A 21,936-nucleotide genomic window follows, 5' to 3' on the forward strand; every position below is an offset into this window, starting at 1 on the left:
CGCTTTGTTGGATATTTTGAACGACATAACCGTGCTCATAAAAATTTAGCTTGCATGTAATAATCTTTGATTTATGCCACCAACTAAATAAAAACAACATTGAGTAGCGATTTTTATAATACATTTATTTTGCCGTTTGCCGGAATAATCATCAAGTTATGTCGGGCGTATACGAATTCGCAAGAAGATTTCGAAGATTATTATCAAGAGGTCTGCTTACAAATATGGAGGAGTAAAGATAACTTTCGAGAACAATCGGAATGGAGTACCTGGGTTTACCGAATTTCGCTAAACGTTTGCTTGACCTTACTGAAGAAAAAGAAAAATAACAGGCAGCATTTTGTATCGGACTCTTTACCGACTGAAGAAACTGAAGATAACTATGCATTTTCAGACGAATCTCTAGATCTGTTGTATATGGCTATTCGGAAACTATCAGAAATTGACAGAGCTATTATTATGCTTTATCTGGAAGAAAAATCCTATCAGGAAATTGCCGATATTATAGGAACAAACCCCAATAATATTGGTGTCCGTGTTCAACGAATAAAAACCAGACTAAAAAAAATATTAGATGGAAAAATCAATTGAAAACATCTGGAAAGAAGGCTTTTTGAAAAGTGATGCCTTAGTTGCACCCAAAATAAACGATCTGTACAACAAAAAGTCAATTCATATCATTGATAAATTCAAACGAATGTTTCGCATTAATTTAATTGCAATCGTTGTATTCTCTTTTGCTTTTTTAATTGTATCCTATTTTGTGGGAATACCCTTAACGGGCGCCATATTTTTTGTAACACTTACCGTACTTGTTGTTATTAATAAAAGCTTGCTGAATGGGTTAGAGCGTATCGATAAAGGTGAAAACAGCTATCAATACCTCAAAGAATTTGATCAGTGGATTAAAAAGCAGGTCGCAGTCAACAAACGGATATCAAAGGTTTTGTACCCGGTTATATTTATGTCGCTTATTTTAGGCTTTTGGTTTAAAGATGCTGAGGGTATCGCACTAGGCGAACGACTATTGAGTGAGGTTCTAAATCGTTTTCCTGATATGCACCTGATCTACGGAATCCCATTAATAGGAATCGTTGTTCTAATTTTAGTTCTAGGTTTGTTGGCGTTTTTTGGTGGTCGAATTTACCAATGGGATTTAAACATTGTTTATGGCAGGGTATTTAAAAAACTGGAAGAGTTAATGACTGATCTGGAAAGCTTAAACACTTAAAAGCGGTCCGATTATAAGGGGTTAAAAAAAGACAAGCCTTACATGTAATAATTATTGCTTTGAGCTACTAACCAGAAAAACATTATAAATTATGACATTACAAGAAGCCTATAACCTTTTTGAACGTTTAAAAACCAAAACAACGAATAAAGCTGAACGAAAGGTTTATGAGAAATTTACTCGTGTGCTTAGCAAACTGACAAGAACGGGGTTATCAGAGGAAGAAATTCAATCCATAGAAGTAGAACTTGATCGTTTGAATCTGGACTCAACCTCAGGGAACAGCAAAAAATACCATCAGAAAGCACTTAGGAATTTCGAAAAATATTTAAAGGACACCTTCTCTTTAATTTCTAAAGGGTATTACACCAACCTGGGGATAGGCTTAGGATCATCTTTCGGAATTCTTTTGGGAATTGTGATTTTATCGAGTTTTGAGCGGTCATTAGGTATTGCCTATGGTATTTCTTTCGGAATGCTAATCGGCTTAATTATTGGTCGTAGCATGGATGGTAAGGCGGCAGCAGAAGGCAAAGTATTATAATTAACACCGAAAAATTCAACAGGAATAAAAGCGCTTAACACAATTAAGTACCCGATTAACCGACAAAGAAAGTTCTACAGTGCCTCTCCCCTCCATCGGTCTCCAATGAATTACCATGAGCGCTATACCTGAAAAACAATCAGGCATGCGTCGTTTTACCTATTGACAAAAATCTGTACTTTAAGCATTTTCCGATAGCTCTCGGGAAAGTGTGGCCATTCCAGGATCAATAATATTCATAACTAATTTGCCAGTCAATTATTTGCAAAGTCTTGTTTTTTAAGTATGTTCGTATGTTATTGAAAAATAACAGGCTTAAAGGCAAAGCTATTTATTCGTACTGCGAGAGCGCTGGCAGGCAACAATACCGTGTAGATAGATTGAAGTTAGATATTACCAACAACAACATTTTGCTTCAGCTTCAGCTAAAAACATAGCCTCATCAGTGCAAACGTAAAAAGACGAATGGTATTTTAAATCAGCACAAAGTGTACCTTTTTTGAAAGGTTCGGTTGGCTCTGTCATTAGAATGATTACCTATTTCCAATAATGTTTTGTTAATTCTTAACGTTTTTTCTGCAGTAAAAAGATTTGTATCTCGAACATGCAAAATAAAAAACACAATAAGGATCGAATTCCTGATGAGAATGACTTTCAAGCTAACGATAGCCTTTATCGTGAAATATTTGAAAACTGTTCCGCTGCCATAGTGGTGTTTGAAGCCGATGCTGAAATTACAATGGTAAACGAGGCCTTTTGTAAATTAAGTGGCTATTCAAAAGAAGAACTAACAGGCACTAAGTGGACCGATAAAATGCCTCCTGAGGAAATCGAACGATTAAAGGAATATAACCGAAAAAGAAAGCTTGGTAGCCCCGATGTTCCGACTGAATATGAAGCCGTCTTTTTTACCCGGGAAAAAAAACTTCGTTCAGCTCTTTTTTCTGCGTCACTAATTAAATCAAGTATGAGAACAGTTTTAACTGTGATTGATATTAGTGAAAAGAAGCAAGCGCTGGAGAAACTACAAATAAGCGAAGAGCGATTTCGAACCATGGTAGAGTATGCCGCCGACATTGTTTTTTCGATCTCCAAAGATGCTGTTTTCACCTATATTTCCCCAAATTGGAAAGAAATCCTGGGCCACGATGTTGACGAAATTATCGGTACTTCCTTCATTCCACTCATCCATCCTAATGATATTGGAAGCTTAAGAACGAAGATGGCTAAGCATTTCTCAACCGGGAAAAAATTTAGCGGAGTTGAATATCGGGTAAAACATAAAAATGGGAGTTGGAGATGGCATTCAGCCAGCACATCCCCACTTGTCACGTCCGATGGAGAAATAAGCTCTTTAATTGGTATCGCCCGTGATATTACTGACAGAAAGAATATGGAAGAGAGTTTAGCCGAAAACGAACTCTTTTTTAGAGAATCACAACAAGCAGCAAATATTGGTTCGTTCAAGTATAATATAGAAGAAAAATACATGGAATTATCAGAAGTACTGGAAGATATTTATGGATTTGAGCGAAGCATTGATGAAAAAATTAATCATGACTGGGAGACCGTTTTGCATCCCGATGACCGGGAGTATATTCAAAATTACCTCTGTGAAGTGATTATAGATAAACAAAAACAATTTAACGCAGAATATCGAATCATTCGAAGATCGAATAGTGAAACCCGCTGGGTTCACGGTATCGGCAAGCTTGTTTTCGATGAAAACCGGAAACCAAAATCATTAATAGGTACAGTCCAGGATATCACCTATCGGAAACGATCAGAACAAGCCCTTCGTGATCATCAGATTCAACTGAATATTGCTTTAAAAATTGCTCGTTTAGGTCCCTGGGAATTGAACATGGAAGAGAACTTATTTCATTTTAACGATACGTTTTATTCCATTTTCAGAACCAACAGTCAGGAGATCGGCGGTAATACCATGACACCAGAAGAATATGCCAATAGATTTGTTTATCCGGATGATCGTTACCTAGTTGCCCAGGAGACCGAGAAAGCAATGAATACCACAGATGCTGAATATACATGCCAAATAGAACACCGTATGCTGTACGCAAATGGCGAAATGGGCTATGTTGCTGTTCGATTTGCAGTTGTTAAAAATGACAAAGGAAAAACAATAAAGTGTTTTGGCCTCAACCAAGACATTACCTCAATTAGGAAAGCTGAAAATAAGCTGAAAGAAAGTGAAGCTCAGCTTCGCGAATTAAATTCGATGAAAGATAAGTTTTTCTCCATCATTGCCCATGATTTAAAAAGCCCTCTTTCGGCAATTGCTGGTTTAAGCGAACTACTTGCGGAAAACGTAAACGCAAAGGATCTTGATGAAGTTGAAACATTATCAACCTTTATTTTACAATCCTCAAAGAAAGCAATTGAGCTACTTACCAATCTGATGGAGTGGTCGCGATCAGAAACAGGCAGAATGGAATTCACTCCTAAGAAGCTTTCACTGCACGAAACGATCAATAAAACAGTTGAAATTTTCACTCTTAATGCTCAAAGCAAAAGGATTACTATAAATAGTGATATTCCTGAAAGTCTATATGTCTTTGCTGATTTGGCTATGCTTAGTACCATTTTACGCAATCTGATTTCAAATGCGCTAAAGTTTACCTTTCCAAATGGAAAAATTGATATTTCTACTACGGAAAATAAAAATGAAGTAATTGTTGAAGTAGCTGATAATGGCAAAGGGATGTCTGAAGAGACAATAAAAAAATTATTTCGGATTGATGAAAATATATCTTCAATGGGGACCGAGAATGAAAAGGGAACCGGTTTAGGGTTGATTCTTTGTAAAGAATTTGTTGAAAGACATGGTGGTCGTATTTGGGTGAAAAGTGAAGAAGGTAAAGGCTCTAGTTTCTATTTCTCTATTTCAAAATAGCATAATTACTACGCTGAATGTGAGAAGCCTTGAATTAACATCTAATGGATATTAAAGTAAAAGACACTGTTCGTAATCAAACAGACAATTAACAGACTAAGAAACCCGTCCGCGTACCGCTATGCCTTAAGCTGATTCTATAGGCTATGATCCCAATCATCTTAAAATGGAGTTTCAAATTGCCTCGCATAGTATGCTGAGTAAACACCAGCTTTCAACTGACAAATAATCTTTTTGTTAGCGTTAAGTTAACAAAGCAATCAAAATGACAAGTTCATCCCTTTCAGTCAATCAAATAGAAATGCGAAGAATGATAAACGATAGTCGTTCTCAGCTTATTTACAACACATTAGTGGTGTTTCCCTAAATTAAACCATACAATAAAGCGCTATTTTTTATGTCTTTTAACCATGTTTTACATGGTCATATTGCATCATATTATAAGCAATAATATCAATTTAATGTTTTATTAACAGATAAAATGACAAAATGATAGCTTTCTTTCCATTTCTTTGAACAAACGTTTTAAGACAAAACGATCTTTAATAATTAAAAAAATAGAAGAGTATGGGAAATTCTAAATCACAAAAAGCGGCAAAAATTAACTTATTCAGTTTAAAGACCGTTCAGATGAGAACATTCCACATCACTTGGTTCTCATTCTTTTTATGCTTTTTCGGCTGGTTCGGAGTTGCCCCTTTAATGGCTGTTATACGAGAAGAGCTGCTTCTTTCGAAGTCGCAAGTCGGAAACATCATCATTTCATCGGTAATGATTACCATTTTTGCCCGCCTGTTTATTGGTTGGCTTGCCGATAAAATCGGACCACGAATTACCTATACCTGGCTGCTCATTCTCGGATCAATTCCTGTCATGCTGGTGGGACTAAGCAATGACTACACCTCTCTGTTGATTTTCCGGCTGATGATTGGCGTCATAGGTGCCTCGTTTGTGATTACCCAATTCCATACTTCCCTCATGTTTGCGCCCAACGTGGTAGGAACAGCCAATGCTACAACTGCCGGCTGGGGAAACTTGGGTGGCGGTGTAACCCAAATGGTAATGCCCATAATTTTTGCAGCCTTATTAGGCTTCGGATTTATAGAAAGTCAGGCATGGAGACTGGCCATGATTGCCCCCGGGATATTTATGATCATCATGGGAATTGTCTATTATAAATACACCACCGATACTCCGGAAGGCAATATAAAAGACCTTCGAAAAAAAGACCCCAATTTTGAGTTTAAGAAAAAGGCCGACAAAGGTGCCTTCTTGAATGCGCTAAAAGATTACCGCGTATGGGGCTTGTTTATAATTTATGGAGCTTGCTTTGGAATTGAACTAACCATCAATAATATCGCGTCACTCTATTATGTCGACTATTTTAGTTTGGATGTAAAAACAGCAGGATTAATAGCCGGCTTGTTTGGACTGATGAACATATTTGCTCGTTCAGTTGGGGGAATATTGGGCGACAAATCAGGAATCAAATTTGGACTCAGAGGACGGGTCTACTTTCTATTTTTTACGCTGCTAATCGAAGGATTTGCAATCATGCTGTTCAGCAAAATGACCGTCCTACCGCTTGCGATTGGATCAATGATTCTGTTTAGCCTCTTTGTTCAAATGTCAGAAGGGGCAACATTTTCTGTCGTGCCATTCATTAATAAAAAGGCTGTAGGTACCATCTCCGGAATTGTTGGAGCAGGCGGAAATGCCGGAGCTGTTGCTGCAGGATTCCTATTCAAAATGGAAGGGATATCCTATCCTCAGGCGCTTTTTATTATCGGGATGATTGTCGTTTGTATTTCACTCATCGCCTTTTTCATTCGTTTTTCTGAGGAAGCGGAACTGGAAGCCCAGACTGAAATGCAAGAGTTGATAGACTTCAAAGAAAAATTGAAAGTTAATCCTGCCTATGCGTACAGCAACACTCAAAATACAATCAAAAAATATTAATGCCGATGAAGGTAGGAGAATACAAATCAACATGCTCATATTGCGGTGTAGGCTGTGGAGTACTCGTAAACCGGCTGCCCGACGGAAAGGTTAAGGTGAAAGGTGATCCTGATCATCCGGTCAACCGGGGTAAATTGTGCTCCAAAGGGTTGAACCTGCATTATGTGGTCAACAATCAATCCGACCGCTTGCTGTATCCTCAAATGCGGTTAGGAAAAGGGCATCCACTGCGCAAAGTAGAATGGCCTGAAGCTGTTGATCGTGTTGCTACCGTTTTCAAATCGTTAATCAAAAAATTCGGCCCGGATTCAGTTGGATTTTACGTTTCGGGCCAATGCCTGACCGAAGAATATTACGTGGCCACCAAATTGGCCAAAGGCTTTTGGGGCACCAATAATATTGATACCAACTCGCGCCTTTGCATGAGCTCCGCTGTGGTTGGCTACAAAATGCAATTGGGCGAAGACGCGGTACCTGCCTCTTATGAAGATCTTGATTTAGCAGACTGTTTTTACATTACCGGAGCGAATCCGGCCTGGTGTCATCCCATTTTATTTCGCCGGGTAGAAGCTCGAAAGGCTGCTGACTCGGATGTTAAAATCATTGTAGCTGACCCTCGCCGGACTCAAAGTTGCGAATCAGCCGACCTTCATCTGCAACTTAAACCGGGCACCGATGTGTACCTCAACAATGCCATTGGGCGTTGCCTGATTGAAGATGGGTTGTTGGATTGGGACTTCGTACGCAACTATGTAAATGGCTTTGATGAATACCAGCAGCAGGTAATGAAACTCAGCGTAGACGAATCAGCACAAATTTGTGGTGTTCCTGTAAAAGACATCCGTTTAGCAGCCAAATATATTGGAGAATCCAAAGGCTACATTTCGATGTGGGCCATGGGTTTAAATCAAAGTGTAATTGGAGTCAATAAAAATCTATCATTGATCAACTTGTCGTTGATTACAGGCCAAATTGGCAAACCAGGTTCGGGACCATTTTCACTAACCGGTCAACCCAATGCCATGGGAGGACGCGAAGTGGGCGGCATGTGCAACTTACTGCCGGCACATCGTAATCTGGATAATGAAGCTCACCGGAAAGAAGTAGCAGATTTTTGGGGGGTTAATGAAGTTCCGGCAAAAGTTGGTTACAGCGCCACCGAAATGATCGATGCTTTGGAAACTGGAAAACTCAAAGCAATCTGGATTATTTGTACCAACCCCATGGTTAGTCTGCCCAATGCCAATAAAGTTGAAAAGGCATTGCAAAAAGCTAAGTTTGTGGTGGTTCAGGACATTTCCGACAAATCGGACACCTTGCCATTCGCCGATGTGGTGCTGCCGGCAGCGGGCTGGCTGGAGAAAGATGGTACGATGACCAACTCGGAGCGACGCATTAACTACATCAACCACGTAGTAAAAGCACTTGGGGAAGCACTGCCCGACTACGAAATTATTTGCCGTGTGGCTCGAAAAATGGGCTATTCGGGATTCAACTTTAGAAGTGCCAACGAAGTTTTTGACGAGTTCAAACAGCTGACCGCCGGAACAAACCTTTCTTTCGAATCATTAACCTACGATCACCTTCAAACCAACGGAACAGCTCAATGGCCTTTTATAAACGGCAATGGAACCGAGCGTCTGTTTAAGGATAAGAAATTTTACACCCCTAATCAAAAAGCAAATTTGTTTGCCGTTCAACCTCAAAACGAGTCGGAAAAACCGAGCAAAGAGTTTCCCCTGATATTGACAACCGGCCGTGTTCGTGACCAATGGCACACGATGACCAAAACCGGAAAAGTACAAAAGCTGAAACAGCACATTGAGCATTCCTACCTGGAAGTCAATCCGATTGACGCAGACTTGCACGACATCAAAAACGATGATATTGTTGTCGTTGAAGGTAGAAACGGTAAAGTTCAGGTTCCGGCAAAAGTAACCGACGAAATTCGCCAGGGCGTTGTTTTTCTTCCCATGCACTGGGGGAAAGTGCTGTCGGGCATCAATGCTCGCACCAACAATATTACCAATGACCTGGTCGACCCAAAATCGAAGGAACCGGATTTTAAATACACAACTGTCGCTATTTCAAAATACAGCAAACCCCGGGAACAAATTGTTGTGGTAGGTGCAGGAGCTGCTGCCATTCAATTTATACGAAGCTATCGCGAAAAAAACACAGCTGACGAAATTGTCGTCATCTCCAAAGAGATTCATCCCTTTTACAACCGGGTACTGTTGCCCGATTACATTGCCGGAACGTTGAGCTGGGAAGCCCTACAAAAGACAAGTGATGAGGAAATCGAACGTTTAAACATCAAATTGAAAGCTGGTGTAACACTTGAAAAAATTGATTCAAAAGACAAGACCATATTTTGTTCCGACAAGAAAAGCATCCGTTACGATAAGCTGATTTTGGCAACCGGTTCACGCCCAAATGTAGCTAAGCCGGAATGGATGAAACATTCGAGAGTATTTACCATTCGTGATAAACAGGATGCCGATCGCTTTAAAGACAAGGTTAAACCAGCCGACCAGGTACTGGTCGTAGGTGGGGGGTTGCTGGGACTGGAAATGGCCGCTTCAATGTTGGAATTAAACGTTAAAGTCACCCTAGCTAATCGCAATCCACGCCTGATGGATCGTCAACTCGATAATGAATCCGGCAGTCTGCTTCGTGAAATTCTGGAAGAAAAAGGAATGAATATTCTCTTTAACGACGAAGTCAGCCAAGTTTCAGCCGATCCTAAAAATCGATACCTGGTCTCGTTTAAAAGTGGAAAACGTATTTCGTTTGATGCAGTAGTTTTCGCCATTGGCACCAAGCCAAATATTGAGTATGCCAAAGATGTTGTGGATACCCGCCGTGGAATTTTGATTAACGAGCACTTGCAAACCAGCTGCCAATCTATTTATGCCATTGGCGAAATTGCAGAACTGAACGGTAACCTCTTTGGAATTACTGCTGCCGCCGAAGATCAGGCAAAAGTTTTAGCCGACCATATCAATGGTAACCCAATGAGTGAATACCACGGAACCGAATCCATGAATATCTTGAAATTCCCCGGAATTGACCTTTGCTCCATCGGACTTACCCGAATACCTGATGGTTCGAAAAATTATGAAGAAGTGATTTTTATTGACAAAGCCACCCGGTATTATAAAAAGTGCATTGTAAAAGATGACGTATTGATGGGTGCAATTTTGATGGGAGACAAAGCTGAATTTGCTGAATTCAAAAAGCTGATCATTAAAAAAACCGAATTAGCCGGATTACGAAATAAACTGCTGCGTACAGGTAAACCTGTTGAACCAGTCGTTGGCAAACTGCTTTGCTCCTGCAACAATGTGGGGGTAGGAAATATTCAAAAAGCCATTCGGGCAGGTGCTAATAATATGGATGCGGTCTGTGAGTACACCAGTGCCGGGTTGGGCTGTGGAAGCTGTCGCCCGGAAATTCAAAAAATATTAAAAGAAAAACAAGAATTGGTTGCGATCAACTAAGTAAAACATGAGTGAAACAAAAGAACTATATCGAATTTTAAATAAAGGAGGAGTGCTCTCTCCCGCCCTGCTATACAAAATACTGCTGGTAGCAGAGAAGGCCGGGAACAAACATGTTCATTTTGGATCGCGGCAAGATATTCTGTTTTATCTGCCAACGAATTTTAAAACCGAACAGCTGAACAGAAGTGGTGTTTCCATTCACAAACGCACATCCGGAGTTCAGAATTTAGTTTCTTCTTATTCTTGTGTCGACATTTTACCTTCAACATCGTGGATATATTCCGGTATTTACCTGAAAATCATCGATCAGTTTACCTACGACCATGTTCTGCGAATAAACATCGTTGACCCAAAACAAAATATGGTGCCACTTTTTTATGGAAACCTCAATTTTGTAGCATCCGAAACACCAAACTATTGGCATTTGTACCTGAGTTTAAATCCGAACAAAGACCCGCAAGTTTGGCCCGGACTAATTTTTACAGATGACATTGCGACATTCGCCCAAGCACTGGAGCAGTTAATTATTCGGGACAAGCTCGAAACAGTTGAAGCGTTGTTATATGCACTCGAAAATTCACCTTTACAGAAAATTACACTAGAAAACACGAAAAAAATTGACCTTCCAATCGGATTTTTTCCTTACTACGAAGGCTTAAATAAAATAGATGGGAAAGATCAGTATTGGGCCGGGTTTTACTGGCGCAACAACAACTATCCCATTCAATTTTTAAAAGAAGTTTGTCAGCTCTGCCAGCGAACAAATGTGGTAAAAATAAGCTTCACACCCTGGAAAACACTTCTGATAAAAGATATTGAAACCAAAGATAAAATACACTGGGAAGAACTGATTGGGCGATTTGGAATTAACATGCGCCACTCTTCATTTGAACTGAATTGGCACTTACCATTATTGGATGAGAACGCGTTTAAACTAAAACGATACCTGGTTTCTGCATTCGACAAACTTGACATCCGAACTTATGGATTGTCATTTGGAATTCAGACTCAGCCGGGAGAAAAGTTTACATCAGTTGTTATCCGAATTAAAGGCCGATTGTCTTTTTTGGGCAAGTACGATTTCACCCGAAAGTACAGCATTGAGTATGCTTATGATTTCAATCCAAATAATAACCATTACCTGGAATATGCCGGTAACCTAAGTAAGGATGAGCTGCCGGAAAAGCTAAATGACATTTCGAAAAAATACTATGCGCAGTCGTTTGTGCAAAGCCAAACGCGCCACCTAAACAGGCAGGAGTCTCCCAGGCGCACATATAAAATTGTGCACCAATGTCCCGAATGCCGCACAGTGTATGACGAGCGATATGGCGATTTATTAACCAATATTGAAGCGGGTACCACATTTTATGAATTACCGGATCACTACGGTTGCCCGGTTTGTGAAACCCCGAAAACAGCCTTTAGCGAATTAGAAATAACTGAATTAGCAAGCTAGAAAAAGATTGATGCAAAAAATTGAAGACCATATCGGAAGACGTTTTGAAAAACTGCGGGTGAGCTTACTGAACACCTGTAATTTCTCTTGCGAATACTGCGTCAGCGACGACATAGCGGCTTCGGGAACCGCTGCCATTTCTGCTCCCAAAGAAGAGCAGCTAAGCACCGATGAGTTTGCATCGATGATTGGTGCCGTTCATAAGTTGGTCAACCTGAAAAGCATCCGCTTAACGGGTGGCGAACCGCTGCTGTACATGGACCTTTTTGAGCTGATTAGTAAAATAAGAAACCTCGGAATTGAGGATATACGCCTGACAACAAATGGTTATTACTTGAAGCAAACAGCCAACCAGTTGAAGGAAGCCGGACTTCGGTCAATCAACATTTCGATTGACGCTATTGACCTGGAACTGTTCAAAAAAATCGCCAGACATCATCAGCCCCAACGGGTTTTTGACGGCATTGAAGCAGCTTTACATGCTGGATTTCATGTGAAGCTGAATGCTGTCATCATGCGTGGGAGGAATGAATCACAGATCATTCCACTGTTAGACTATGCCGCTCAACTGGGCGTTAAAATCCGGTACCTCGAATTGATGAAAATGGGCCATCTGTTCGAAGGAAACAACAAATTGTTCTTTTCAGAAAAAGAAATTCTGGAGACCATTGATCAGCATTACAGCATTACGGAATTGCACCGCAAACAGTCGGAAACAGCACGCTACTGGTCGGCTGGAGAAAACCGGACGTTTGGAATTATCGCCAACGAATCAACACCTTTTTGTCATGATTGCAATCGCTTGCGGATGGACAGCCGAGGCTATTTCTACGGATGCCTGAGCAATGCCCGTGGCGAAAAATTAGCACCCTTTATTCAAAAACCCGAAGTATTAACCCAAAAATTACAGCAATTGCTACTACTAAAACAACCGGTCAGGTTTCATGGCAGCCAATTGTCAATGAGAAATATAGGAGGATAACAATGGAAACACAAATTCAAATTACATGCTTTGCCGGACTGCGAAAGTTTTTCGCGCCGCAAATGGAAGTACAATTGAAACTTCCGGCATCGTACCAGTCACTCATTCAAAAACTTAAGAAACTAAATCCTGAAGCCAGTGAGATTTTGGACAATTGCCGAATCGCAGTCAACGAAAAATTCGTGCCTCACAATGAAGTGAAAACAGGCGATGAGCCGGTTTACCTGATTCCACCATCAAGTGGAGGGTAATTAGAAACGTTGGCAGTGAACAGTCACAACATTCAATGAATAACCATCAAATGACGATAAAGGACTAATAAATAAATGAAGCACATTCAACATACACCCATCCATTACGCCAACTTGTTCGATGACTTTCGCGATCCGAATTCAGGTGCTGTGGTTTTGTTCAGTGGCGAAGTGCGCGACAATAACAAAGGCAAAGCAGTTACTCACTTGGAGTACGAGGCATACGAGCCCATGGCCGAGAAAATGATTGAAGAGATTTTAGCCGACACCCATAAAAGATGGGATCTGAACAAGGCGATCTGTGTGCACCGTGTCGGACATGTCGATATTTCCGGATGTGCCGTAGTGGTTATTACCGCATCGGCACACCGGGCTGCGGCATACGAGGCCAACCGTTACATAATCGATCGGGTAAAGTATGAAGTGCCTATTTGGAAACACGAATTTTATACCGATGGAAGCAGCGAATGGGGACAAAACTGCGATTGCAGCTCCCCTTCACACCCACATCATCATAAACACGAATACCAACACGCCGAATGAAGAAGCTAACAACAGAAGAATATAGCCGCTTTTCCCGTCACCTTTCGCTAGCCGAAATTGGTGAAACCGGGCAGCAAAAGCTGAAAAATGCCCGGGTGCTTGTTATTGGAGCCGGGGGACTGGGCAGCCCCCTGCTGATATACCTGGCGGCTGCAGGTGTTGGCACAATTGGGATAGTGGACGATGATGTTGTCAGCCTCTCTAACTTACAGCGGCAGGTGCTGTACACTTCATCGCAAGTTGGTAAAAAGAAGATTGAAATGGCGGCAGAGCGGCTAACTGATTTATATCCGGCCATTGAAATTGAATTATACAACACCCGACTAAATAAAGACAATGCAACCAAACTGCTTGAACCATATGACGTAATAGCAGATTGCTCCGATAATTTCGACACCCGCCAACTAGTGGGCAGCGAAACACAACGACTCAACAAACCGCTGGCTTTTGCCTCGGTAATGAACTACGAAGGGCAAGTTACCGTGTTCAACTATCAAAACGGACCGGCTTTCAACCAGCTCTTCCCAACCGTTCCTAAGGACGGGATTTATCAAACAGATGATATTGGACTGGTAGGCGTTTTACCTGGCATTGCCGGCAGTCTTCAGGCCAACGAAATGATCAAAATAATCACCGGATACGGTGAGGTACTCTCTGGCAAACTATTGGTTTTCTCAATTTTTGAAAACCGATTTAACCTGTTTTCAATTTAACCCAAGGCTTGCTCGACAACCCGGCGGGTTGGTTCAGGCAAGTTTAACTGTAAAGCAACATGATGACCGTGATCAGACATTTTACCCCAGGTTTTTTGCACAATCTGAACCAGTTGCGCATCCGACTTTCCAGGCATAAAATCATTCATGTAATGCTCAAGGAAAACAAGACAAACCACATCCTCCAGTTTTTGTGCTTCATCCAACCGATGAATGTTCAGCTTCTTCATGATGTCAACCACCTCCGAAATAAAATCGTCAGAGTAGCCACTGGCTTTCAGAATAGACTTCGCTTTATCAGCTTGGTAATCGCCCAAAAAGTTGCGCCACTGGAAGTAGCCAATTCTGCCATCGGGATATTCAGATCGCTTAACTTCCCATCGATGCAAATGCTGACAGTAGGTTGCAATGGTCAACGCTTCCGAAGCATCGGGGTAAACTTGCTTCAAACAAGCAAGCAGCCGCCGGGTGTACAACCACTCCGCCGGGACTTGGCCAGAACCGACAAGTTCAATATTGGGATCTTGCAAATGGGCGGCTTTCAACGCTTCCGTTGCATTTTGAAAAGATTCACTGTGCATGAGAAAAAGATTTTAATGATTAAACGTGAACTAAGCTGAAAAGTTGACTTCCTGACAAAAGGATATTAATCGCATTTACCGTACTGATTTTAAAGAGAAAACAAGAACCCAAAACTGGTTCCCGGGGATCTCTACATCTTATTGAAAAGATTTAAAAATTAAATATAGCCAAAAATGAAGAAAAGAATTGTATTAATTGGAAACGGAATGACCGGCTACAAGTTTTGTGAAAAGTTTGCCTCTTCCCCTTTAAAAGAGCAGTATAAGCTGGTTGTTTTTGGCGAAGAACCACATCCGGCTTACGATCGGGTTCACCTTACATCGTACTACACCGGAACTGTTCCTGATGAGCTGCTACTTGCGCCTGCCGGGTGGTACGATGAGCACAACATTGAGTTGTTGACCAACGAAAAGGTAATCGCCATTGACAGAGAAGCGAAAACGGTAAGCTCCGAAAAAGAAAAGACTTATTCCTATGATATCCTGGTATTGGCCACCGGATCATCGGCATTTGTCCCACCAATTGAGGGTATTGAAAAAGAGGGAGTTTTTGTATACCGCACGTTTGACGATATCGACAAAATCAAGAAATATATTCCAAAAGCCAGTAAAGCTGCGGTAATTGGCGGTGGATTGCTTGGTTTAGAAGCTGCAAAAGCAGTATTGGACGACGGCCTGCCGACCAGCATTATTGAATTTGCATCTCGCTTGATGCCGCGTCAGTTGGACCCTCAGGGCGCTAATATTTTGAAATCGAAACTGGAAAATTTTGATCTGGAAGTGCTACTCAATAAAAGTACCGAAAAGATTACAGGCAATGGCAAACTGGAAGGCTTGCAATTTGCCGATGGGTCCACGTTGGATGCTGACCTGTTGGTTATTTCTGCAGGAATTCGCCCACGAGACGAACTGGCCAGGAGTGCAGGACTGGAAGTCCATCAACGCGGAGGAATCGTGGTGAACAGCAAAATGGAAACCGCCGATCCTTCTATTTTCGCAATTGGCGAATGTGTTGTAGTGCACAATATGGTGTGGGGGCTGGTTGCTCCTTGCTACGAGATGGCCGAAATTTTGGTAAATAATATTGGTGGACAATCGCAGGAGTTCTTAGGCTTCGACCTTTCATCTAAATTGAAATTAATCGGAACTGACGTTGCCAGTTTTGGCGAAGCACTGGTTGAAAGCGATAAAATTAAAACCATCGTTTACGAAAACAAATCACGTGGTATATACAAGCGCCTGAACATTTCGGAAGATGGTAAATATCTGCTGGGCGGTATCCTGGTTGGTGAAGCCGAAGAATACAACATGCTGAAACAGGTCGTCAATAACAAAATAGCCTTGCCTGAAAATCCTGAGGACTTTATACTTGGAGCACGCGGAGGAGAAGGTGCTGCGGGAATTGGGGTTGGCGACCTACCCGACACCGCCGCTATTTGTTCGTGCGAAAACATTACCAAAGGCGATATACTCAGTGCCATTGAAACCGATGGAGCTGAATCAGTCCCAAAAATTAAAAAGTGTACCAAAGCCGGAACCGGATGTGGCGGTTGTGCTCCAATGCTTGACGATTTGCTGATACACTATATGAAATCGCAAGGCCGGGAGGTGCGAAAAACCATCTGCGAGCATTTCGATTATACCCGTCAGGAATTATATGATTTGATTAAAATTAATGAATTTAAAAGCTACGATGAGTTGATTCTTGCCTATGGCAAAGGCTCAGGTTGCGAAACGTGTAAGCCGGTTGTGGCTTCTTTGCTGGCAAGCATCTGGAATGATTTGATCACCAAACAAGATACAATACAGGATACCAACGACCGCTTTTTGGCAAACATTCAGCAACGCGGAGTTTATTCTGTCGTTCCCCGAATTCCAGGTGGCGAGATTACTCCTGAAAAATTGATTGTCATTGGACAGGTAGCGAAAAAATACGATCTGTATACCAAGATTACCGGAGGACAGCGAATTGACTTATTTGGTGCCCGGGTCGATCAGCTTCCGGCTATTTGGGAAGAACTGATTGATGCCGGCTTTGAAAGTGGTCATGCCTACGGAAAATCGCTGCGGACTGTTAAAAGCTGTGTGGGATCGACCTGGTGTCGCTACGGAATGCACGATTCGGTTTCGTTTGCAATTGAGGTTGAAGACCGATACAAAGGATTGCGTTCTCCGCACAAACTAAAAGGTGGCGTCTCGGGCTGCGTGCGCGAATGTGCCGAAGCTCGTGGTAAAGATTTTGGAATCATCGCCACCGAAAAAGGCTGGAACTTGTTCGTGTGTGGCAACGGAGGAGCCAATCCACGCCATGCCGACCTTCTGGCATCCGATATCGACAAGGAAACAGTGGTTAAATACCTCGATCGCTTCCTGATGTACTACATTAAAACAGCCGAACCATTAACCCGAACATCCAAATGGCTGGCTAGCCTGGAAGGCGGATTGGGCTACCTGAAAGATGTGGTGGTAAAAGACTCACTTGGCATAGGAAACAAGCTGGAAGAGGAAATGGCCGAGCTGATATCTCACTACAAATGCGAATGGACAGAAGTTGTCCGCACTCCGGAATTAAGAAATAAATTCCGTCATTTCGTGAATTCAGACGAAATCGATAATAACATCAAATTTGTACCACTACGGGATCAAAAAATCCCTGCAAAAGCATAACAATTATGGAAATAAAAGAACAAACCGAAATCAAAGAATGGGTGAAGGCCGCTGCAGTGGAGGATTTTCCTAGAAATGGAGGAGCTGCAGTACTCGTTAACGGAGAGCAAATTGCAGTTTTCAACTTTACCAACGAAGGGCGTTGGTTTGCTACTCAAAACCAATGTCCACACAAAGGCGAAATGGCTATCTCGCGCGGTCTGACAGGCGACAGTGAAGGACATCCGAAAGTGGCGTGTCCGTTTCATAAAAAAACTTTTTCGCTGGAAGATGGCAAATGCCTGACGGATGAAGAATTCCAGCTGAAAACCTTCCCGGTGAAAATTGAGGAGGGGTATGTACTTATCGGAATTGAATAAAATTTCATAAATCGACGATCAACGACAACAAAATGATTCAATTTCAAAATGAGCAACAGCATTGCCGAAATACCAAAAATGAAAGATCATGATTAGAAAACGTATCGAATGCATCAGTTGTCAGAATGAAAGCTGTCTGATCAAGAAATTTTGCCACGATGAGGTTGCGCAAAAATTCCTCAAAAAGAAAAATACGATTCCTTGCCGGAAAACGCAGAACATCATTATTGAGGGAGCACCGATTCATGGCATCTTTTTCGTTTACTCAGGGAAAGTGAAAGTGCTGAACACCGGAATTAATGGGCGGGAGCAAATTCTGCGCTTTGCCAAAGATGGCGAGATGCTGGGGCAACGCGGATTCAGCACTCATCAATACTACCCCATTGGCGCAGTGGCTTTGGAAGACACCGTGCTTTGTAACTTCTCCACCAACGATATGAGAAAAATGTTGCAGGAAATTCCACAAATGGCTTACGATTTTATGGTGTTTTATGCCGACGAGCTCAACCGCAGCGAAACAAAAGTCCGCAAGTTTGCCCACATGACTGTGCGAGAAAAAGTCATCGACTCATTGTTATACATCAACCGCAAGTTTGGCCAGAAAAAAGGCTATCTGAGCATTCGCCTCAGCCGAAAAGAAATAGCCGATTTTGCGGGGACCACCGAAGAACAGGTAATTCGTGTCATCTCGGTGCTTAAAAAAGACGGGCTCATCATCAGCGACGCAAAAAAGTTAGGAATTCCCAGCACCGATATACTAAAACAAGAGATTGACGAACATCATTACTTCATTCAGAGCTAATCCCTCACACAATCATATATACTTCACTCCCAGCTCTCATTTACTATTGGCTTGCTACGCCGCACAATAAAAACGGCTACCCTTTACAACCACCGAAAACAGCGTTTCATGCTCAAAAAAACTAATCCTCAAATTACACTTCATACGAACAACAAGCCGAAAGAAACGACGGACTAACCTGACTCGGCAATCACAAATTATCTATTTGTACTGAATCAAACAGTTTATTTTCTAATTAAAAAATATCCATTCATTTTTGAATAAAAGATGTGATATTCTTCAAAATTGACCTTGACCTCTTTGTGGCAATCTCTCTTTAAGCCCGAGCAACCCACTCCAAGAAATTACATATCTCACTCACTACCTATCTCTTACAAATACACACATGCGGTTTCGCAGGTTTTAGTCTACTAATCAATTGTGCTTTGCATGACTAAAAGACTCTTTTAAGCTTTTCATTTCCATATTTTCCTTGTCTGCTGCACCATAGTTTTACAACATCAACAAGAAAGATATTACCAAAACAAATCAGAAGATGAAACAAGCATTAAAAACTCTTAAGCACAGGAAGAGGATGATATGCAAATTCCATTGAATGCATTTGAAAATTTAAAATTATAATGAGATGAAAAAGGTATTTATTTTATTTGCATTGATGGCTTGTGTAACTACAACGTTCGCACAATTCACCTTGGAAGGACAATATCGTCCCAGAACAGAACTCAGAAATGGATTTAAAAAACCCATTCTCCCCGGACAAGAGCCGGCTTTTTTCACCGAACACCGTGCGCGGTTAATTGCAGGGTACAAAACCGATAAACTTGGTTTTAAAATGTCTCTTCAGGATGTGCGCATCTGGGGCGAAACCGGACAAATCAACAAGTCGGATCAGTTATTAAGTACCCACGAAGCATATGGTGAATATTATGCTTCAACAAAATCGACCTTCCGTGTTGGTCGACAGGAAGTAATTTACGACGGACACCGCCTTTTTGGTAGCCTCGACTGGGCTATGCAGGGGCGCTCACTGGACGCAGTGCGCTACTTGTTTAATGATGGTAAAGGAACCCAATTGGATTTGATGGCCGTCTGGAACCAAACCGGTTATGGAGATGGAGCTCCGGAACCTGCCAAATTGGTTGGCAACGATTACCGAACGATGAATGGTGGTGGTGCAAATCCACGAATTTTTAATCTGCCGCTTCCAAAAGCCCAATTAATGGCTTATTATAAAAAGAGTTGGAAATCGGGCAACATTGGCCTCATGCTACTGAACGACACTTACACCTCAACCGATACTGCAAGTGTAACTCACAGCAATTTTACCATCGGTATCACCCCTAATTTTTCATCCGGTAATTTGAAATTCGGCGGACAGTTTTACTACACAGGTGGCGCAGCTGGTAAAACTTATTCTGGTTCCGATTATGAGAACATTGATCTCAACGGTTTCATGGCGAATTTATTTATTCAGCACACAGGCGTCAGCGGAAAACCAATGTTTGGAGTAGATTACCTGAGTGGTGATGATGAATCAACTACCGAAGTGGAAGGTTGGTCTCCAAAGTACGGGACTAACCACAAATTCTATGGTTTTATGGACTATTTCTATGTAGGAAACGGCCATGGCGGTGGTAACGAAAAAAGTGCCGGACTAATTGATGTGTTCTTAAAAACAACTTTCAAACTTTCTGAAAAGACCACCTTGCTTGGTCACCTTCACTACTTTGCTTCGGCTGAAGAACGCACCAATAGCACAACCAACGAGTCCTACAAAGGCGGATTGGGAACAGAGCTCGACTTGGTTCTGGTTCGTCCGTTGGCCAAAGGCTTGGTACTAAAAGCCGGCTACTCTCAACTATTTGGCGTAACCGAAACGATGAAGCAATTGAAATTTGGCACCCCTTTGCAGGAAATAGGCGATATGCAAAGCTGGGGGTGGATCATGCTTACATTCTCTCCAAAATTCCTCTAAACATTGCATGCAGAAATTATAAATACAGCTAAAAAATAATACACTATGACACATCTAAGAAAATTAAGACCATTCGGACTAATCGCAACATTGGCTATTCTGTTCAGTGCTTGCGGAAGTTCCGGTTCAAAGCAGAGTAGCGAGAAGTCTGCAGAAATTCCATCATTAAGTTTAGATATTGAGAAACCTCAGTTGACTTTCGGTTTTATTAAGCTGACTGACATGGCTCCACTGGCAATTGCCAAGGAATTGGGGTATTTTGAAGATGAAGGCTTATTTGTCACCATCGAAGCGCAATCGAACTGGAAAAACGTACTCGACCGCGTAATTGACGGAGAACTGGATGGCTCACACATGCTGGCCGGGCAGCCTATTGCAGCCCAGGGAGGTTTTGGTCGTCAGGCGCAGCTGGTTACAGCTTTTTCTATGGATCTGAACGGAAACGCCATCACAGTTTCCAACGCCATTTGGGATAAAATGAAAGCCAATGTTCCAACCGGCGCTGATGGTAAACCTGCTCACCCCATTAAAGCAGATGCACTAAAACCGGTGATTGAAGAATACAAAGCGAACGGAAATGTATTTAAAATGGGGATGGTTTTCCCGGTTTCGACACACAACTACGAAATTCGCTATTGGCTGGCAGCAGCCGGCATAAACCCGGGAATGTACACAGCTGATAACATTCAAGGACAAGTTGATGCCGACGTCTTATTATCGGTAACGCCTCCGCCACAAATGCCTGCAACCCTTGAAGCCGGAACAATTTATGGCTATTGCGTCGGTGAACCCTGGAACCAACAGGCAGTGTTCAAACAAATAGGTGTTCCGGTAGTAACCAACTACGAAATCTGGAAAAACAACCCGGAGAAAGTATTTGTAATGACTCAGGAGTTTATTGATAAAAATCCGAATACGGCAGTCGCTGTTACTAAAGCTCTGATCCGCGCCGGTAAGTGGCTGGATGATCCGAAGAACCGCCCGGAAGCAGTCGGTATTCTTTCGATGCCTGATTATGTTGGAGCCGACTCTGTTGTAATTGCCAACTCAATGACAGGAACCTTCGAATTTGAAAAAGGAGACAAACGTTCGTTGCCCGATTTCAATGTATTTTACAAGTACAACGCAACTTATCCATTCTATTCGGATGCCGTTTGGTTCCTGACTCAAATGCGCCGCTGGGGTCAAATACCGGAGCCGAAAACAGATGATTGGTACCTTGAAACTGCTAAAAAAGTATATCAGCCTGACATCTGGATGAAAGCTGCTAAACTGCTGGTTGAAGAAGGAAAAATTCCGGCTTCAGATATTCCTAAAACCGATGGATTTAAAACACCAACGACTGACTTTATTGATGGTACTCTCTATGACGGAAAGAAACCAAATGAATACCTCACTCAATTTGCAATTGGAAACAAAGATATTTAATCAATCCTAATAAAAGGCAAGC

The 21,936-nt window shown here is 41.9% G+C and carries 17 protein-coding genes; 16 read left to right on the forward strand and 1 reads right to left on the reverse strand.

Annotation, left to right across the window (positions count from 1 at the left end; genetic code table 11):
* The first annotated feature begins 99 nt into the window (after window positions 1-99).
* From GR929_RS10935 to GR929_RS10985, 11 genes are all read left to right on the forward strand, one after another.
* Complete coding sequence (locus tag GR929_RS10935; protein WP_159519688.1) at window positions 100-591, forward strand: RNA polymerase sigma factor; 492 nt, start codon at window positions 100-102, stop codon at window positions 589-591.
* The gene (locus GR929_RS10940; protein WP_159519690.1) at window positions 575-1,231 is read left to right on the forward strand and encodes a hypothetical protein; all 657 of its coding nucleotides are present in this window, start codon (window positions 575-577) and stop codon (window positions 1,229-1,231) included. Before GR929_RS10935 ends, GR929_RS10940 begins: the two co-directional genes overlap by 17 nt.
* A gap of 91 nt (window positions 1,232-1,322) precedes the next feature.
* Window positions 1,323-1,775 (forward strand): hypothetical protein, encoded by a 453-nt coding sequence (locus GR929_RS10945; RefSeq protein ID WP_159519692.1) that lies wholly within the window; start codon window positions 1,323-1,325, stop codon window positions 1,773-1,775.
* A gap of 604 nt (window positions 1,776-2,379) precedes the next feature.
* Window positions 2,380-4,689, forward strand: a complete 2,310-nt coding sequence (locus GR929_RS10950; RefSeq protein ID WP_159519694.1) for a PAS domain-containing sensor histidine kinase — start codon at window positions 2,380-2,382, stop codon at window positions 4,687-4,689.
* A 630-nt stretch (window positions 4,690-5,319) separates the two neighbouring features.
* Window positions 5,320-6,648 (forward strand): MFS transporter, encoded by a 1,329-nt coding sequence (locus GR929_RS10955; protein ID WP_159519696.1) that lies wholly within the window; start codon window positions 5,320-5,322, stop codon window positions 6,646-6,648.
* A gap of 5 nt (window positions 6,649-6,653) precedes the next feature.
* On the forward strand, window positions 6,654-10,151 hold the full coding sequence (locus GR929_RS10960; RefSeq protein WP_159519698.1) for a nitrate reductase: 3,498 nt from the start codon (window positions 6,654-6,656) through the stop codon (window positions 10,149-10,151).
* 7 nt (window positions 10,152-10,158) lie between these two features.
* Entirely contained in the window at window positions 10,159-11,613 is a 1,455-nt protein-coding gene (locus tag GR929_RS10965; RefSeq protein WP_159519700.1) for a rubredoxin, read from the forward strand.
* A 10-nt stretch (window positions 11,614-11,623) separates the two neighbouring features.
* A complete protein-coding gene (locus tag GR929_RS10970; RefSeq protein WP_159519701.1) occupies window positions 11,624-12,595 on the forward strand; it encodes a GTP 3',8-cyclase MoaA in 972 nt (323 codons plus the stop codon).
* 2 nt (window positions 12,596-12,597) lie between these two features.
* The gene (locus tag GR929_RS10975) at window positions 12,598-12,846 is read left to right on the forward strand and encodes a MoaD/ThiS family protein (protein WP_159519703.1); all 249 of its coding nucleotides are present in this window, start codon (window positions 12,598-12,600) and stop codon (window positions 12,844-12,846) included.
* A gap of 75 nt (window positions 12,847-12,921) precedes the next feature.
* On the forward strand, window positions 12,922-13,389 hold the full coding sequence (locus tag GR929_RS10980) for a molybdenum cofactor biosynthesis protein MoaE (protein ID WP_159519705.1): 468 nt from the start codon (window positions 12,922-12,924) through the stop codon (window positions 13,387-13,389).
* A complete protein-coding gene (locus tag GR929_RS10985; RefSeq protein ID WP_159519707.1) occupies window positions 13,386-14,102 on the forward strand; it encodes a HesA/MoeB/ThiF family protein in 717 nt (238 codons plus the stop codon). Before GR929_RS10980 ends, GR929_RS10985 begins: the two co-directional genes overlap by 4 nt.
* Here the strand turns inward: GR929_RS10985 and GR929_RS10990 are convergent.
* On the reverse strand, window positions 14,099-14,683 hold the full coding sequence (locus GR929_RS10990) for a DUF4202 domain-containing protein (protein ID WP_159519709.1): 585 nt from the start codon (window positions 14,681-14,683) through the stop codon (window positions 14,099-14,101). The genes GR929_RS10985 and GR929_RS10990 overlap by 4 nt on opposite strands.
* Window positions 14,684-14,857: 174 nt before the next feature.
* On the opposite strand from GR929_RS10990, the gene nirB reads away from it, so the two are divergent.
* From nirB to GR929_RS11015, 5 genes are all read left to right on the forward strand, one after another.
* Window positions 14,858-17,350: a nitrite reductase large subunit NirB gene (nirB, locus tag GR929_RS10995; protein ID WP_159519711.1), complete on the forward strand. Its 2,493-nt coding sequence runs from the start codon at window positions 14,858-14,860 to the stop codon at window positions 17,348-17,350.
* A 5-nt stretch (window positions 17,351-17,355) separates the two neighbouring features.
* Window positions 17,356-17,709: a nitrite reductase small subunit NirD gene (gene nirD, locus GR929_RS11000; RefSeq protein WP_159519713.1), complete on the forward strand. Its 354-nt coding sequence runs from the start codon at window positions 17,356-17,358 to the stop codon at window positions 17,707-17,709.
* Between the two features lie 88 nt (window positions 17,710-17,797).
* The gene (locus GR929_RS11005) at window positions 17,798-18,511 is read left to right on the forward strand and encodes a Crp/Fnr family transcriptional regulator (protein WP_159519715.1); all 714 of its coding nucleotides are present in this window, start codon (window positions 17,798-17,800) and stop codon (window positions 18,509-18,511) included.
* Between the two features lie 625 nt (window positions 18,512-19,136).
* On the forward strand, window positions 19,137-20,486 hold the full coding sequence (locus GR929_RS11010) for an alginate export family protein (RefSeq protein WP_159519717.1): 1,350 nt from the start codon (window positions 19,137-19,139) through the stop codon (window positions 20,484-20,486).
* Between the two features lie 45 nt (window positions 20,487-20,531).
* Window positions 20,532-21,914, forward strand: a complete 1,383-nt coding sequence (locus GR929_RS11015; protein WP_159519719.1) for a CmpA/NrtA family ABC transporter substrate-binding protein — start codon at window positions 20,532-20,534, stop codon at window positions 21,912-21,914.
* Window positions 21,915-21,936: the final 22 nt, after the last annotated feature.

Source organism: Sunxiuqinia indica (genome assembly GCF_009847015.1).
GTDB classification, from domain to species: Bacteria; Bacteroidota; Bacteroidia; order Bacteroidales; family Prolixibacteraceae; genus Sunxiuqinia; species Sunxiuqinia indica.